The organism is Mammaliicoccus sp. D-M19 (genome assembly GCF_022386695.1).
GTDB classification, from domain to species: domain Bacteria; phylum Bacillota; class Bacilli; order Staphylococcales; family Staphylococcaceae; genus Mammaliicoccus; species Mammaliicoccus sciuri.
Genome location: NZ_JAJNHW010000002.1, coordinates 37,029 through 54,616 on the forward strand (window position 1 = coordinate 37,029; position 17,588 = coordinate 54,616).

17 protein-coding genes are annotated in these 17,588 nt (G+C 30.5%); 11 read left to right on the top strand and 6 right to left on the bottom strand.

The window, feature by feature from the left end:
• The first annotated feature begins 130 nt into the window (after positions 1 to 130).
• The 7 genes from LQ675_RS05645 (at position 131) to yhaM (ending at position 9,516) form a co-directional block, all read left to right on the top strand.
• Positions 131 to 1,408, top strand: coding sequence for a dicarboxylate/amino acid:cation symporter (locus LQ675_RS05645; protein ID WP_048539846.1), 1,278 nt, complete (start codon positions 131 to 133; stop codon positions 1,406 to 1,408).
• Between the two features lie 162 nt (positions 1,409 to 1,570).
• On the top strand, positions 1,571 to 2,029 hold the full coding sequence (xdrA, locus tag LQ675_RS05650; RefSeq protein ID WP_025904809.1) for an XRE family transcriptional regulator XdrA: 459 nt from the start codon (positions 1,571 to 1,573) through the stop codon (positions 2,027 to 2,029).
• A gap of 75 nt (positions 2,030 to 2,104) precedes the next feature.
• A complete protein-coding gene (locus LQ675_RS05655; RefSeq protein WP_048539847.1) occupies positions 2,105 to 3,235 on the top strand; it encodes a DUF445 domain-containing protein in 1,131 nt (376 codons plus the stop codon).
• Positions 3,236 to 3,309: 74 nt separating this feature from the next.
• A complete protein-coding gene (locus LQ675_RS05660; RefSeq protein WP_048539848.1) occupies positions 3,310 to 3,678 on the top strand; it encodes a YlbF/YmcA family competence regulator in 369 nt (122 codons plus the stop codon).
• A 777-nt stretch (positions 3,679 to 4,455) separates the two neighbouring features.
• Positions 4,456 to 5,640, top strand: coding sequence for a metallophosphoesterase family protein (locus LQ675_RS05665; protein ID WP_025904812.1), 1,185 nt, complete (start codon positions 4,456 to 4,458; stop codon positions 5,638 to 5,640).
• A 4-nt stretch (positions 5,641 to 5,644) separates the two neighbouring features.
• Complete coding sequence (locus LQ675_RS05670; protein WP_048539849.1) at positions 5,645 to 8,578, top strand: ATP-binding protein; 2,934 nt, start codon at positions 5,645 to 5,647, stop codon at positions 8,576 to 8,578.
• On the top strand, positions 8,575 to 9,516 hold the full coding sequence (yhaM, locus tag LQ675_RS05675) for a 3'-5' exoribonuclease YhaM (protein WP_025904814.1): 942 nt from the start codon (positions 8,575 to 8,577) through the stop codon (positions 9,514 to 9,516). Before LQ675_RS05670 ends, yhaM begins: the two co-directional genes overlap by 4 nt.
• Positions 9,517 to 9,566: 50 nt before the next feature.
• Here the strand turns inward: yhaM and LQ675_RS05680 are convergent, their stop codons facing one another.
• The 5 genes from LQ675_RS05680 to LQ675_RS05700 all read right to left on the bottom strand — a co-directional run bounded on the left by LQ675_RS05680 (position 9,567) and on the right by LQ675_RS05700 (position 12,717).
• Positions 9,567 to 10,538, bottom strand: coding sequence for a peptidylprolyl isomerase (locus LQ675_RS05680; protein ID WP_048539850.1), 972 nt, complete (start codon positions 10,536 to 10,538; stop codon positions 9,567 to 9,569).
• 71 nt (positions 10,539 to 10,609) lie between these two features.
• The gene (locus LQ675_RS05685; RefSeq protein ID WP_107602263.1) at positions 10,610 to 11,173 is read right to left on the bottom strand and encodes a DUF3267 domain-containing protein; all 564 of its coding nucleotides are present in this window, start codon (positions 11,171 to 11,173) and stop codon (positions 10,610 to 10,612) included.
• A 38-nt stretch (positions 11,174 to 11,211) separates the two neighbouring features.
• Positions 11,212 to 11,757, bottom strand: coding sequence for an HTH-type transcriptional regulator Hpr (locus tag LQ675_RS05690; RefSeq protein ID WP_025904817.1), 546 nt, complete (start codon positions 11,755 to 11,757; stop codon positions 11,212 to 11,214).
• A gap of 95 nt (positions 11,758 to 11,852) precedes the next feature.
• Entirely contained in the window at positions 11,853 to 12,230 is a 378-nt protein-coding gene (locus LQ675_RS05695; RefSeq protein ID WP_025904818.1) for a YtxH domain-containing protein, read from the bottom strand.
• A 64-nt stretch (positions 12,231 to 12,294) separates the two neighbouring features.
• Positions 12,295 to 12,717, bottom strand: a complete 423-nt coding sequence (locus tag LQ675_RS05700; protein WP_025904819.1) for an HIT family protein — start codon at positions 12,715 to 12,717, stop codon at positions 12,295 to 12,297.
• Positions 12,718 to 12,845: 128 nt separating this feature from the next.
• Here LQ675_RS05700 and LQ675_RS05705 point away from each other — a divergent pair, with 128 nt between their 5' ends.
• On the top strand, positions 12,846 to 13,583 hold the full coding sequence (locus tag LQ675_RS05705) for an ABC transporter ATP-binding protein (protein WP_048539851.1): 738 nt from the start codon (positions 12,846 to 12,848) through the stop codon (positions 13,581 to 13,583).
• Positions 13,576 to 14,796 carry an ABC transporter permease EcsB gene (ecsB, locus tag LQ675_RS05710; protein ID WP_048539852.1) on the top strand — a complete coding sequence of 407 codons (1,221 nt, stop codon included), beginning with the start codon at positions 13,576 to 13,578 and terminating at the stop codon, positions 14,794 to 14,796. The genes LQ675_RS05705 and ecsB overlap by 8 nt, the downstream gene beginning before the upstream one ends.
• Before the next feature lie 60 nt (positions 14,797 to 14,856).
• Here the strand turns inward: ecsB and LQ675_RS05715 are convergent, their stop codons facing one another.
• The gene (locus tag LQ675_RS05715; protein ID WP_239727093.1) at positions 14,857 to 15,384 is read right to left on the bottom strand and encodes an antibiotic biosynthesis monooxygenase family protein; all 528 of its coding nucleotides are present in this window, start codon (positions 15,382 to 15,384) and stop codon (positions 14,857 to 14,859) included.
• Positions 15,385 to 15,550: 166 nt separating this feature from the next.
• Between LQ675_RS05715 and hemE the strand changes: the two genes are divergently transcribed.
• Complete coding sequence (gene hemE, locus LQ675_RS05720; protein ID WP_048539854.1) at positions 15,551 to 16,603, top strand: uroporphyrinogen decarboxylase; 1,053 nt, start codon at positions 15,551 to 15,553, stop codon at positions 16,601 to 16,603.
• Between the two features lie 40 nt (positions 16,604 to 16,643).
• Positions 16,644 to 17,564 (top strand): ferrochelatase, encoded by a 921-nt coding sequence (hemH, locus tag LQ675_RS05725; RefSeq protein ID WP_075578056.1) that lies wholly within the window; start codon positions 16,644 to 16,646, stop codon positions 17,562 to 17,564.
• The last annotated feature ends 24 nt before the right edge of the window (positions 17,565 to 17,588 follow it).

A 17,588-nucleotide genomic window follows, 5' to 3' on the forward strand; every position in this document is an offset into this window, starting at 1 on the left:
ATTGTCATATTCAATACTTACTCGTTTTTATGTAAAATTACAAAAATAAATTTACAAAATGAAAGCCCTTAAAGTATAATATGTTACATGGGAGAAATGATTTTACATACTTTATAGGGGGTAGTTTAATATGAAAGTCAGGAAAAACTTAACTTTAAAAATTGTTATCGCTTTAGTATTAGGTATAACAGTTGGATCGATTTTTAATATGTTTGCCGGAACGGGTTTCGTTCAAGGTACAAATCAATATGTATTTAATGTAATTGGTCAAATATTCCTAAACCTCATTTTCATGCTTGTAGTACCAGTCGTATTTGTTTCAATTGTATTAGGGGTTATTGGCGTAGGTGATCCAAAATTACTAGGTGGTATAGGATTGAAAACCGTTACATTCTTCTTATGTACTACGGCAATTGCGATTATTATCGCAATGTTATTAGCTTTAGTATTTAAACCAGGTGTTGGTCAATCAGATTTATTAAATAGTGATGATGTTAAAAAATATGGTGCTGAACAAAAAGCTAAATCATCAGATCAAGCTGCACCAGAAAATCAGACATTTGATCAAACATTGATTAATTTGTTCCCTCAAAATCCAATGAAATCTATGGTGGAACAAGATATGTTACCAATTATTACATTTGCAATCTTTATTGGTGTAGGAATGATTGCACTTGGTAGTAAGGTTGAAGCGGTGAAAAAAGTCTTCGAGCAGACCAATGATATACTCATGTATATCGTTACTATGATTATGAATTACTTCGCACCAATTGGTACATTTGGACTAGTTGCAACAGCTTTTACAAACGCAGGATTTGGCGCAATTAAACAACTTGGAATGTACTTCTTTGTTGTATTATTAGCGTTAGCAGTGCACTTCTTTGTGATCTATGGTGGAGCAGTTAAATTATTAGCAGGTAAGAATCCTTTCTGGTTCTTCAAAAAATTCTTCCCAGCTATGACAGTTGGCTTTAGTTCATCAAGTTCAAACGCAACATTACCGATTTCACTAGAATGTACTAAAGAAATGGGTGTGAGAAAAGAAATTAGTTCATTCGTACAGCCTTTAGGTGCTACGATAAATATGGATGGAACAGCTATTATGCAAGGTGTCGCAACGATATTTATAGCTCAAGTATCAGGTGTCGATTTATCAATTATGCAAATGGTAACTGTTGTTGTTGTTGCCGTTATTGCTTCAATTGGTACTGCAGGTGTTCCTGGTGTTGGCCTTGTAATGTTAGCAATGGTACTGACTTCTGTCGGATTAGACCCCGCAGCAATAGGTATTATTTTAGGTATAGATAGATTGTTAGATATGACAAGAACTTCTGTAAATATTACTGGAGATGCTGCATGTGCACTAATTTTATCTGAAAGAGAAAAGTCAAAATTTGTAAAAGAATAAATAATTTAGTGTATTAAAGGGGTAAATTGATATTAAATTCAATTTACCTCTTTTAATTTGGTTAAAAATGTATTATGATGTTACTTGTGCTTGAAAAAATCGTGTATTTTTGCAACATATTAAATCAATTAATATAAATATTAAAAAGAAAGGTAGATATAGATGGATAAACAAACATTTACAACAATAATCCAAACAAAATTCAAAATGGTTCGTATTGAGGCTGGATACACTCAAGATACTATGGCGAATACAGTAGGATTATCTAAGAAAACTTTAGTGCAAATTGAAAAAGAGAGAGTATTACCTAACTGGACGACATGTGTATCAATTTGTGCATTATTCAGAGATTCAGATGTTTTAAATACTACTTTTGGTTGTGACCCATTAGAAGTTATTCAAATCATATCTCGTCATCATTGTGCATATCCAAACCATGACAATACTAGCGATATTTACTGGGTAACACTTGATGCTAAATCTGGCTATATTTTACAATCTAATAAAAAATCAGATCTTTATAGAGTCTTAAACGAAGAACGTCAACCAATCTTCGGTACTGCGAAAAAACGTGAAGCAGAAACTTATTTCTTACGTAAAACGCAATCATTATTTGTTTAAAATTTGTATAATATTTGTTAAAAGCTACTTCTTGGATTATTCTAAAGAAGTAGCTTTTTTAGAAGGAGAATTTCCATGTCAACAATTATAACCGTATTTAGCATGATGGTAATTGGTGCGTTAATAGGTGGATTTACAAACTTTATTGCAATTAAAATGTTATTTCATCCATACCATGAAATTAGATGGTTTGGATATAAATTACCGTTCACACCAGGCTTAATACCAAAAAGAAGAAATGAATTATCAGAAAAAGTAGGTGAGATGGTTACTAAACATCTCTTAACACCTGAAGTATTTAAAGAAAAACTTGTGAATCCAAGTACGAAGAAAGTGCTTGAAGATACGATTAAAGTCCAATTTAATACTTTGAAAGAGAAAAAATATACCATTCAAAACTTTGTGGATCGAATTGATTATCCACTTGAAGAGAAATTAAATGAAACGATTAAATCTACTATTAAAGAAAAGATTGATCAATATTATACATCTCATAAAAATGAAGACATTAAATCACTTATTCCAGAAGAAATACTTGAGCAATTAAATATTCAACTTAATCGTGTAACACCAGAAATTTTAACAAAGATTGATGAATATTTAGTTTCTGAAAAAGGAGAACAAGATATTCATTCGATGGTTGAAGAATTTTTTGAACAAAAAGGTAGAATGGTCGGCATGATTCAAATGTTTATGACAACTGAAGATATCGTATATAGAGTTAAAAAAGAACTAAGAAATGTCATTAAACAAGAAAAAATCAAAAATATGATTGATCTACAAGTGCATAATCAATACGACAAATGGATGGCTAAACCTTTACAAGAAGTATTAACAGATGAAAGAAAAGAAAAAGCCAAAACATTATTCGCAACTGAGATTACAGAATCTATTAATGTTAATAAATATTTAAATACACCTTTAGATGAACTCGTTCCAAATTTATTTGTATATATGGAAGGAAGAGGAACAGAAAGATTTATTGACTATATGATTGGTAAAGTCGGTGATAATATTAGCTTAATTTTGGAAAGAATGAAATTAGCTGAATTGATTAAAGATCAAATTGACCGATTTGAATTATCTTATTTAGAAAAATTAGTCATAGAAATCTCTAATAAAGAATTAAAATTAATTACATTATTAGGCTTTGTATTAGGTGGAATTATTGGATTATTACAAGGAATAATCGCTATTTTTGTATAAGACCTAGAATTATGATACAGTATTATTGGAATTGATTTTCTAATACATTTATTTATTATAGGAGCGAATTAATTATGGCAGAAGTAAACATTTACGACAAAGCGAATGAACTAGAACAAACTTTACGTGCAAGTGAAGAATATAACAAAATTAAAGAACAATATGAAAAAGTTAATGCAAACCCAGAAACAAAAAAATTATTCGATGAATTCCGTGAAATTCAATTAGAATTACAAACTAAACAAATGCAAGGCGAAGAAATTTCAGAAGTAGATATCGCTAGAGCTCAAAAATCTGCTCAAGAAATTGAACAAAACGAAACAATCGCTGAATTAATGCAAGCTGAACAAGCAATGAGTCAATTAATTCAAGATTTAAACCGTGTTATCATGAAACCATTAGAAGATATCTATGGTAGCCTTGAAGAAAACCAAGAAGGTTAATTAATTAACTTTTATGAGTCGACAAAGTCATTAGACTTTGTCGGCTTTTTTGTGGGAATTTTTATGACAGATTATATAGAGTGGGGAATGTTGATGAGAGTAGGCTGTTATTAGCAGTTTTGGCTGAAGGTGCAAATACTGGTGTTGTTATTAGCAGTTTTGATGAGAACTGCAAATAGTGAGTGCGTTAGTAACACTTCGGCTGAGATTTGTAATTAAGGTGGTCTATAGTAACACTTCGGCTGAGATTTGTAATTAAGGTGGTCTATAGTAACACTTCGGCTGAGTTTTGTAATTAAGGGGGGTTATAGTAACACTTCGGCAGAGTTTTGTAATTAAGGTGGTCCATAGTAACACTTCAGCTGAGTTTTGTAATTAAGGTGGTCCATAGTAACACTTCGGCAGAGTTTTGTAATTAAGGTGGTCCATAGTAACACTTCGGCAGAGTTTTGTAATTAAGGTGGTCTATAGTAACACTTCGACTGAGATTTGTAACTAAGGAGGTCCATAGTAACACTTCAGCTGAGTTTTGTAATTAACGCCCTCGTTACGAACAAGTTTAGCCAGAAGTGTTCATAACATATCCATTACAATCTTCCATAGTAATAATTCATATGTCACTTTTTTGTTGTTCATTCTTATATGTGCGATGTATCGTATACGCGCGGAATATGGTAAAATTAAAGCATTAAAAATCTTTATAAATCTGATTATTCTATTGGTTGAGCTTGAATATAATAATTAAGAAATGAGCTAATATTGAAAGAGGTTAGGTATATGATTAAATTTATACATTGTGCGGATTTACACCTTGATAGTCCATTTAAGTCTAGACATTATTTAAGCCCTTCTATTTTAAGCGATGTAAAGCAAAGTGCATATAATAGTTTTAGAAAAATTGTTGACGACGCAATTAAAGAGCAAGTTGACTTCATCGTAATTGCAGGGGATTTATTTGATCAAAATAATAGAACTTTGCGTGCAGAAGTGTTTTTAAGAGAGCAATTTCTTAGATTACAAGATGAACAAATTTTTGTTTATATCATACATGGTAACCACGATCCTTTATCTGTGGGTGTCCATACTGTTTGGCCAGAGAATGTTACAGTCTTCTCTGATAAAGTTTCTACTTATCAACTTATTACGAAAAATGGGCAAGTTGTTTATTTACATGGTTTTAGTTATCAAAAAGATCAAAGTTATGAGAATAAAATTGATGAATATCCTGAATCTACAGGTAACAAAGGAATACATATTGGTGTTTTACATGGTACATATTCACAAGCTTCAGGTGTGAAGCAAAGATATACTGAATTCAATATTGAAGATTTAAATAGCAAATTATATCATTACTGGGCATTGGGGCATATTCACGAAAGAGCAATGATTAGTGAATTATCTCAAGTCCATTATCCTGGTAATATACAAGCCCGTCATTTTAAAGAAAAAGGTGAAAAGGGTTATTTACTCGTTGAAGGCGATGAGTCTAAATTACAAGCATCATTCAAACCAACTCAATATATTAGGTTTGAAAAAGCAGTCATTGAAACACAAGCTAAAGGTAAACACGCATTATACGAAGCGATACAAAAATTCAAAGATAGTGTGAGAACAGAAGGTAAGGCTTTTTATCAATTAGACGTTTATGTCAAACATGATGAGATTTTAAAGCAAGATGAAATTAACCAAGTTATACAATTGATTCAAGAGTATGAAGAGAATCAAACAAACTTTATCTTTGTTGAACAGTTGAATGTCTTTTTTGATCAAGATTCAGAAGTAGCATTAGCGAATGAGTTCAATGATGATATTTTACAAGATGAGAACATTCTTGAAGAAGCCCTCAGTGATTTGTATATGAATCCAAAAGCAAATAGATTTTTAGAGCCATTTAGTGATGTTGATAAACAAGCACTTATTGAGCGTGGGGAAGCAATTTTAAAAAGAAGAATGAGAGGTTAAAGCGATGAAAATTAAATCTTTAGAAATTTATGGCTATGGCCAACTCATGTCTAGAACAATAAAATTTGATCAAAGTTTTATGCAAATATATGGAGAGAATGAAGCGGGCAAATCAACGATACAAGCGTTTATTCATTCTATATTATTTGGCTTTCCAACTAAAAAAGAAAATGAACCAAGATTAGAACCAAGACTAGGGAACCAATACGGCGGTAAGTTAGTGTTAGACTTCGATGGTCAAATTGTTGAAGTAGAACGAGTTAAAGGTCGTGTAACAGGTGATGTTAAAGTATATCTTTCTAATGGTAAAGTTAAAGATGAAGAATGGCTGAAACAAAAGTTAAATTTCATTAATAAGCGAACTTATCAAGGTATTTTCTCTTTTAATGTATTAGGTTTACAAGATATTCATAAGAACTTAACTGAAGACCAGCTTCAAATGTATTTACTTCAAGCAGGTGCACTAGGTTCAACTGAGTTCACAGGTATGAGCGATTTAATGCAAGTTGAGAAAGATGCATTATATAAGAAAAATGGTAAAAATCCAGTGCTAAATGTTCAATTAGAGCAGTTGAATGATTTAGAAATTAAGATTAAAAACGAAGAAAAGAAACTATCAGAATATGAAAGACTTCAAGATGAAAGTGATAAAACATCTCGAAGATTAAATCAATTAAAAGAGAATCTTGGCAAACTTACTGACAGGTTAACAAATAAAGAAAAAGAAATTTCACTACATAATGAAGTGGTTGAATGGAAGAAATTAGAAGGAAATTTAAATATAGAACCATATGAATTCCCTGAACAAGGGATAGAGCGTTATGAATCAGCTGTACGTTCAATTGAAAGTATTAAACGCGATTTAACGTTAAGAAATGAAAAGCTTGGACAAGTCGTACATACTTTAGAAAATGTAAAAGTCATGTCCGAACGAGATGAAAAAGCGCTCAATAGTATTAGACAAAGAGAATCAGATATTAAAGAAAAACATCAAGAATTAAAACAATTAAACCAGCAAATCGATAATGCTGAACGTGATAATGAATTACTTAGACAAGATATCGGCTGGAATGAAGAATTTTTAGATGTAGATACGTCTGATGCGATGAAGACACATATAGCTGAAGTCAATCGCATTAGAGAAGAAAACGTTGCAGAACGAGAGCAAATTAAACGTTCGCTCAATCAATTATCTATAGAACAAGAGCGTTATACTAATAATGTTGATAAATTGCATAATAATCTCGTATCTGATGAGAATTATGAACAAAAGAAAGTATATAACCAAAAAGCGCTAGAGCTCGGTGAAAAGAAATCGCTATACAAAAAAATGGAAGAAAGCTTTAATAAGCAAAAAGAAGAAAGTGAAAAGAGAAGTAAACAATATAGACTTGCTTCTGGAATTGGTGGCATATTATTAATCGCAATTGCAATTTATGCGTTTATCGCATCACAAATCGTATTTAGTGCTATATTCGTAGTTGTAGGTGTCGTATTAGTAGGATTAGCCTTTATGATTAAATCTAAAGAATTAAACCATGATCAAGCATTTTCTAAGGAAATTGATGAACTAGAAGAAAAAGTACAACACTTAAAGCAATTTTATGATTTAGACTTTAATCTTGATGAACAAACGAAAATTAGACAAGAATTAGAAAGTTATTATCAGTCTCAAGAGATTTTATCTACTAAGCAAACTGAATTAAATAAAGAACTTGAACAAGTAGAAGAAATTATTGAGAACAAAGAAAGAGCACTTAAAGAAACTAAAGTGAGTTTACATGTTTCTAATCAAATTTCTTCTCAATTATTAAATGATGCATTGTCGACAATTAGAAAAATTAAACAAAATAGATTAGAAATCACACGCATTACTAAAATAAGAGACGAGAAACAAGCGGCTTTAGAAGCATTTTATAGAGAAGCTGATAGCATTGTGAGTCATGCAGGATTACATTATCAAGAGATTTCACTATTTCATGATGTCAAACAAGCTTTAGACGAACATCAAAAAGAATTTAATATTCAATCACGCAATAACGACCAACAAGCATTATTAACAAATGAAATAAATGCATTGAATGCACGTTTAGAAGAAAATAACAATGTGATTCAATCTTTATTTGACTTCATTAGTGTAGATAATGAAGAAGCTTATTATCGTCATCATAAAGCCTTTGTGTCTTATCACGAAGATTTAAAACGATTTAATTATTTAACAGATTTATTGAACAATCAAAATTACGATTACGATAAAAATACACAACTAAGTTATATGACAAAAACAGACCTAGAAAATGAACGTACTCAGTTAGAAGGTCAAGTTGATGAATATAATGATCGCTATTTAAATGTTCAAGCAGAATTAAGTGATTTAAATGCTCAAATCAATCATATGGAAACGGATGAAACACTTTCAGCTTTAAGACATGAATACCATTTACTTAAAGATAAAGTGAATGAAACTGCAAATGATTGGGCAGCATTAAGTTATTTACAAAACTTAGTTGAAGCACATATTAAACAAATTAAAGATAAACGACTACCATATGTTGTGAAAGATGCTACAGATATCTTAAAAGCATTAACAGAAGGCAGATATAATCAAGTTATTTATGAAGAACAAAATGTACAAGTTAGACATGAAAATGGACAAATATTCCATCCTACTGAATTAAGTCAGTCAACGAAAGAATTATTATATATCGCGTTAAGATTTAGTTTAATTAAATCTTTACAAAAATATTATCCATTCCCAATTATCGTTGATGATGCATTTGTGCATTTTGATAAACATCGTAAAGAAATTATGATTAAATATTTAATGAGTATGAAAGATGATATTCAAATACTTTATTTCACTTGTAATAAAGATCAAAATGTACCTCAGAAACAAACAATTACGCTGACAAAAATAGAAGGAGCTAAGAGCAAATGAGAACTATAGAGACATTAAAACCAGGAGACTCAGTAGATCATTACTTTTTGATTCATAGAGCAACTCAAGGTGTTACAGCTCAAGGTAAACCATATATGACACTTTATCTTAAAGATAAAAGTGGTGATATAGAAGCAAAAGTATGGACGGTAACAAATGAGGATATTCAATTACTCGTACCTGAAACGATTATTCGTGTGAAAGGTGACGTTATTGATTATCGCGGAAGAAAACAAATGAAAGTTAATCAATTTAGAGTGGCTGTAGATGAAGATAATGTGAAGTTGGAAAACTTTCTAGAAGCGGCGCCATTATCAATAGACGATATGTCAGAAGAAATTATGACGTATATACTAGATATTGAAAATGCTAAATTACAAAGAATTACACGTATATTACTGAAAAAGTATCAAAAAGAGTATTTTACATTCCCAGCAGCTAGTTCACATCATCATAATTTTGTTTCTGGCTTAAGCTATCATGTTGTTACAATGTTAAGACAAGCGAAAGCATTGTGTGATATTTATCCAATTTTAAATAGAAGCTTATTATATAGTGGTATTATTCTACATGACTTAGGTAAAGTAAAAGAGTTATCAGGACCAGTCGCAACATCATACACAGTTGAAGGGAACTTGTTAGGTCATATTTCAATCGTAAGTGATGAAATTGCTCAAGTTGCAAAAGAGCACAATATAGAAGGGGAAGAAGTCCTCTTATTGAGACATTTAGTTTTAAGTCATCATGGTAAATTAGAATATGGATCTCCAAAATTACCTATGGTTAAAGAAGCAGAAATTCTTCATTTTATTGATAATATTGATGCAAGAATGATGATGTTTGAAAAACATCTTAAAAAAGTAGATAAAGGTCAATTTACAGAGCGCATCTTTGCTTTAGAAAATAGACAATTTTATAAACCTGAAACTTTAGATTAATCAAAAAAGCTATGAAGAAACATTTAACGTTTCTTCATAGCTTTTTAATTTTAGCTTGCTGATGATTGTTGTGCTGCTTGCATTTGTTGTTGTTGTAATGCTTTTTCGTTTAAGATATTATCTTCGATTGCTTTTTTAATATCTTTATCTTTGTAATCAACTTTGTATTCATCTAATAATTTTTTGTAAGCATTGATGATGATCTTAGGTTCTTTTTGGATTTTTAGTTGACGATATTGTTCTTTAAGGCTAGCTTTTTCTTTCTTAGATGGTTCGCCTTTATCTGCTTTTATAATATGGTAACCATATTGAGATTTAACAACATCTGAAATTTCGTCATCTTTTTTAAGTTTGAATAATGCTTTTTCAAATGATTCATCCATTTGACCTTTCAATACAAATCCTAAAGCACCGCCTTTAGATTTAGTACCTTCATCTTGTGATTCTTTCTTAGCGATTTTTTCGAAATCATCTGGATTTTTCTTAATTTGAGCTAGTAATTTTTCAGCTTTTTTCTTAGCTGCTTTATCACTTAAGCCTTCTTCTGAATCTTCTGATTTAACTTTAATTAAGATATGAGAACCTTTTTTAGTGTTTTCATCGATTTCTTTGTCAGAAACTTTTACGGCATCGTTGATAAATTCTTCTTGATATTTAGAAGTCTTTTGAGATTCTTTAAAGTCTTTAATAGTAGCACCTGGTTTTTCTTGTTGTAGTGCTTCTTCAAATTTCTTCTTACCACCATATTGCTCGATTTGTTTATCAACTTGTTCGTCTAATTTCTTCGTATCAACTTTGTCTTCGTATTTATCTTTTAAGACTTTGTTAAGTACAATTTGAAATGCATTTTGTGCGACTTCGTTATTACCCATTTTGTCTAGTACGTCTTGTGAAGTTACGTTTCCGGCTTTAGTTTCTACTAAGGTTTCTCCAGAATTATCTGAACCATTACCACAAGCGCCTAAAGTTAATACTGATGCTGAAAGTGTTACAGGTAACACTATTTTTTTAATTGATTTCATAAATAGAACTCCTTTTGTAAGAATACAATGATAAATATAGCATATTTGCTATTTTAATTACAAAAAATAACCTATAAATGTTCGGTATCCAGTGAACGTTTTGTTAACAATTCGATACCATTTTTTCTTTCTTCAATATAAGTACCTTTTTTTGTAAATAAAATAATCTTCAAATAAAGTAAGTCAATAATTGATATGCCAATATTAATAGACATTATAAATAAAATGTAATGTCCATATTGTGGAATTATATTTACGAGTGCAATAGATAGGGTAGTTATCGTTACGAGCGGACAAATAAGTGCAAAACAAAATACAATCTTATTAACTGGTTGATCTACTCTAATATTATATAAAGGTAAAGCGCGTTTAGCTTTAGTTGTTTTGTTCATTTTAAATGACTTACGATAATACATTAATACAATCAAATGCAACAATTTATGAATTGGATAAATTAAGCAAAGGACGAATAAGAATAGTATAAACTTATCGTCCTTTAAAGGTTCTGTTTGTATATAATTGAATATTTCGTAAGTGACGATAAATGTTAAGAATGAAACTAAAGCACTAATTAATACAATTCTCTGTAATCCGTAACGAGACTGTATATTTATTGATTTAGAACACAAAAACATAAGAAATGTCACCTTCTAAGATATGATTTATCTTGATATTATGCATCATCCTCAGACTGTTCGTCAAGTAGATATTTTCTTAATTGTTCATGGTTTTGTTCAATGTGATGAATAAAGTCGCTACCGTATATTTGACCAACGATATATTTCACATCTGTAAATTCTGGCATATTGTACATAACCTTTTCATAATCTGCAGCAATTTCATATAATCTGTTTGTATCATTTGAATAGTTTAAATATGTCTTTCTTAGCACTGCAAGACCTTTATCCGTTAACTCTAAATAAGTTGTTCGCTTATCGTGCTGACTTTTAGGCATTGTTAAATAGCCACGTTTTTCTAAATTTTTAGCGAAATTGAAAACAGTAGATACATGCATAACACCATATTTACTCACTTCAGAAATTGTAGCTTCATTTAAACTTCTAATAATAATTAAAATATGATGTTCATTAATATTTAAGTCGAAAGGCTTAATCCACTGCTGCCAATCTTTCTCGATTGTCTTCCATAAAGCTTTAGATAACTGTGAAACCTTATGAGTAAATAACATTTTCTCAATCATGTCCAATTCATTCGACATAGTTACATCCCCCTTTTTTGTATAATAAAAGCATGATACTAATGTATCATGCTTAGTTATAACACTTTAATAATATAATAATTTTAACATGTTTTCTAATTTTTTAGAAATGGAAGCTTAGTATTTTGAATTTCTTTTTGAATTTCATTGCCACGATTACTAATATTTTCAATATTTTTCTGGATTTGTTCAATATTGGGGTTAATATCAGCTTTAAATTCATTAATCATCGTTTTAATTTCTTCACTTAATGATTGAATGGCAATTTGGCTTTCGTCTTTCGTCTTTAATACATAATCTTTTATTTCAATAGCATTGTCTTTAATTTCACTTAATTGAATTTTAGAACCGTCAGCAGTTGATTTTAAATCTGTCTTCAAAGCATCACCAGAACGGTCTGTATTTAAAATAGCTGTTGTAAAACCTGTTACAAATCCTACACCAACACCAATTGCGAGTCTTGAAAATTTCATAATTATCCTCCTTGATATCTCTTATTTAAATATATACCCTAAATTTTTGTAAACATGCAGTGTATTAAAAATGCTGTTGAATTGTTTGTGCGATTTCTGCTTTTTTTTCATCATCTAATTGATCTTCATTCGTATTCCAAATATAACCGAAACCATCGATATCTTCTTTATATCTAGGGATTAAGTGGAAGTGGATATGGAATACAGATTGTGAAGCATACTCACCATTATTTTGAATAATATTTAAACCATCAGGGTTGAAAGCTTTCTTGATGGCATTCGCGACGATTGGTAAAGCTTCAGCTATGTGTTTCATTGTTTCTGGATCTGTTTCATAAATATTAGGTGAAGCTTTCTTTGGTATAAGTAATGTATGACCTTTACTTACTTGAGAAATATCTAAGAATGCATATACATAATCATTTTCGTAAACTTTGAATGATGGAATTTCACCGTCGATAATTTTGCTGAATATTGTTTCTGACATACTATCATCTCCTATGTAAATATTAGTTTTATTATATCATGCTCGTAATATCATCTCACTGATAAAGATAATATTTAATGAATGTAACATTGAGAACATGCTACAATATATTTTGGAGGTGTGTTCACGTGACAATTAAAGTGAATAATTTAACAGGTGGATACGGTAAAAAAGCTGTTATCCATGATATCTCATTTGAATGTAAACCAAATGAAGTAGTAGGACTTATTGGTTTAAATGGTGCAGGGAAGAGTACAACAATTAAACATATACTTGGCTTATTAACACCACAACAAGGTGAGATGTCCATTAATAATATAGATATTAAAGCAGATATAGAATCTTATAGAAGAAATCTTACATATATACCAGAAAGTCCAGTTTTATATGATGAATTAACTTTAGAAGAACATATATACATGACTGCTATGGCATATGGTATAGATAAAGACACTGCACTTGAAAAGGCAATGCCACTATTGAAAAGACTAAGACTTGAAAATGAATTAAAAGTCTTTCCGATACATTTTTCAAAAGGTATGAAACAAAAAGTTATGATTGTTTGCGCATTCTTAGTTGAACCGACCCAATATATTATAGATGAACCATTCTTAGGGTTAGATCCATTAGGTATACAAACAATGTTAGATTTAATAGTAGAAAGACGTAATCAAGGATCTTCAGTATTAATGTCTACACATATACTTGCAACTGCTGAAAGATATTGCGACAGATTTATTATATTACATCAAGGTCGTTTAGTAGCGATGGGCAATTTAGAAGAACTGAGAGAAAAAACAGGACTTAACAATGCAACGCTAGATGATATTTATATACATTTAACACAAGGTGAAGCGTATGAATGATGTAAATACTTTATATAAGGTTAGACAAAGAGAAGAAGTATTAGAGAAAATGAATTACAATAAATTCATTTTTAATGGTCATTTCTTGATATTTATAACCATTATGATTGGCGCATTCGCGTTAGGCTATAGTAATTGGTTAAAAGACATTCCACAAAATATTAACTATCGACTAATCTTTTCGGTTATATTATCTATTTGTTCGATATTTCCAATGAGGACTTTTTTTAGAGAAGCGGATAAGTTATATTTATTACCATTTGAGAAACACTTAACGGTCTATATTAGAAAAGCACTGACATATAGTTATTTTAATCGACTATTTTTACCAGTCGTGATTTTAGTGATAGGTCTACCATTATTCTATCAATTAATGGGTGGTAAATTTTACTTATATATCACGGTTATGATATTGAGTTTCGTCTTTCCAATTCTAGGACTGATTATGAAATGGTTCTGGTTAAAATATGGATTAGAAATTTGGGGGATTAATGTATTACTCTTTATCGTGTATGCGAGTGGTTATTACACAACTTTAAAAGTAGGGGCATTATCAGGTCTATTATCTATTGTCGTATTGATTGCTTTAATTATTTTATTAGAAAATATCAATCGAGGTACTTTTTATCAATGGGAAACATTAATCGCTATCGAACATAATCATAAGATGAATTATTATAAATTTGTTAATATGTTTACAGATGTAAAAGTATTAAATGAAAGAACAGTTCGTAGAAGATATTTAGATGTATTCTTAAAAGTTCCGAGTTCTAAGAAATTTAATCAAGATTATATGTATAAATTCTTATTTGTTAGAAGTTTTGCAAGAGGGAAAGATGCATTCTTTATCGTATTAAGATTATTGATTATCGGACTTGTACTCATTTGGTGGATTGACCAGCCAGTTATATCAGCAATATTAGGTGCTTTAATCATGTACTTGTTGATATTACAATTATCTCAATTTTATAAACAACAAGCATACGGATTGTGGCCTCAAGTATGGCCGGTTAGTGAAGGACAAGTTGTTAAAGGCTATCATCAATTTTTAATTAATATCATGATTGTTTTAGGTATTATTTTATCAATCATATATATATTGAAATTTGTTACAGCTATTTATTTCGTTATATTATTCTTCATTGTTGGTTGGTTAACAATAGATTCTTCCATTAAGAAAATTAAAAAACATCAAGAGCTACTTAGAGATTAATAACAAATAAACAAGAAGAAATGACTCAGTGAGAGTCATTTCTTCTTGTTTATTTTATAATTATGCTTGTTCGTTTTCAGTTTCTTCATCTTCTTCAGGTCTATACCAGTACTTTGTATAATTTGCTGTTGAATATTGTTCAGCACCAGAGAATTTACGAGTAGCCTCTCTAGAGAAATATTCAGCGTAGAAAGATGATTTAGTGAAATCTTCATATAATTCGTTTGAATCGAAACCAACTAATATCATATAAGTATCGCCTTTTCGAGGTTTGAGTAATCTAAATGATTCGAACCCTTCGAAATTATCGAATTGACTGTCGATATCTACATAATGATTTTCGAATCGATGTTGCATTTCATCAGATACAGGAATGTAGCTTGCTGCTATAAATTCATGATTGATAAAAACACCTTTTGATTCTAATATTCGATATTCTCTAGGTTGTGCAAATACTGTATCACCATTTGTTTCATGAATAAGTACTGTCGTATCTTGTCTCGTATAATGATGAATATCTTCATTTGGATGTTTCTTCAATATATTGTGCAGAAAATGATACGTACCTGTTGTTATATAACATTTCATAATGATATACCTCCTATATCTCTTTAATTAGATTATAAACATGTAAGCGCTAAAATCAACCAATTCATGAAATCTTTTGTATAATTTATGAATTTTTGTGCACAGAGATGTCTTTATAATAGAATATGTTAAAATAGATTGTAATGATTATAATGAGGTGAAATAAATGAGTGTACCGTTTAACGATACAATTTTAAAAGCAGCAAAGGGAGAAAAAACATCTCATACTCCAGTTTGGTTTATGAGGCAAGCAGGTAGATCACAGCCTGAATACAGAAAAATTAAAGAAAAGTATTCACTATTTGAAATTACACATCAACCAGAACTTTGTGCATATGTTACAAAATTACCAGTAGACCAATATAATACTGATGCTGCAATTTTATATAAAGATATTATGACACCTTTAACTGGAATTGGTGTAGATGTAGAAATAAAATCTGGAATAGGACCTGTTATACATAACCCTATTAAAGACATTTCTGATATTAATCGATTAGGTCAAATTAATCCTGAAGAAGACGTGAAATATGTCTTAGATACGATTAAACTTTTAACAGAAGAACAACTTAACGTACCATTAATAGGATTTACAGGCGCACCATTCACATTAGCGAGCTATATGATTGAAGGTGGACCATCTAAAAATTATAATAAGACTAAAGCGTTTATGTATAAACAGCCAGAAGCTTGGTTTAAATTAATGGATACATTAGCTGATATGGCAATTCGCTATACACATGCTCAAATTGATGCTGGATGTAAGATGATTCAAGTATTCGATTCATGGGTAGGTGCGTTAAATGCTGAAGATTATCATTATTTCATTAGACCATCTATGAATAAAATTTTTGCAGCAATTAAAGAAAAGAACGTACCTGTTACAACATTTGGTGTTGGAGCAAGCCATTTAATAGAAGAATGGAATCAATTACCGGTTGATGTAATCGGGCTAGATTGGCGCTTACAAATCAAAGAAGCTAGGGAAAAAGGTATTACTAAGACGTTACAAGGAAACTTAGATCCAGCTATTTTACTAGCACCATGGGAAGTTATTGAAGAAAGACTCGTTCAAATATTGGATCAAGGTTTAGTAGACCATAATTATATCTTTAATCTTGGACATGGTGTCTTTCCAGAAGTACAACCTGATACATTGAGAAGAGTTGCTCAGTTTGTGCATGATTATTCAGCAAAATATAAATTACAACAAAGATAGGTTATTAAACAGCTTAATTATATTAAAGGGAGTATAGAAGATGAATAAAAAAGTGGGACTTTTAGTTATGGCATATGGTACACCTTATAAAGAAAGTGACATTGTGCCTTATTACACACACATTAGACATGGTCGTAAGCCATCTGATGAGCAAATTGAAGACTTAAAAGGACGTTATAAAGCGATTGGTGGTATTTCACCATTAGCAGGTACAACAGAGAAACAAGCAGAAAGTTTACTTGGCGCATTAAATGAAGCATATGAAGAAGTTGAATTTAAATTATACATTGGTTTAAAACATATTCATCCATTTATTGAAGATGCAGTAGAACAAATGCATAATGATGGTATTGAAGAAGCGGTTACGATTGTATTAGCACCTCATTATTCTAATTTCTCAGTTGGAAGTTATAATAAACGTGCTCAAGAAGAAGCTGATAAATACGGTATTTCAATGCATCACGTTGAGCAATTTTATAATGAACCGGCATTCATTTCTTACTGGACAAACATGATTGACGAAACATTACAAACGATTCCAGAAGAAAGTCATGATGAAACAGTATTAATCGTTTCAGCGCACAGTTTGCCTGAAAAAATTAAAAAAGCAAACGACCCATATCCTGATCAATTAGAAGAAACTGCTAAAATTTTAAGTGAAGAATCTAACATCAAACATGTATCAGTAGGTTGGCAATCAGAAGGTCAAACTGGAGAACCTTGGTTAGGACCAGATGTTCAAGATTTAACGAGAGACTTATACAATGAACATGGCTATAAACACTTTATATATACACCAGTAGGATTTGTATGTGAACATTTAGAAGTATTATATGACAACGACTATGAATGTAAAGTTGTTTGTGATGAATTAGGCGTGAAATATCACAGACCACCAATGCCAAATATTGATCCTAAATTTATAGAAGCAATGGTATCAGCAATTAAGAAAAAATTCTAATTCGATATTCGAATAAGAAAGAAG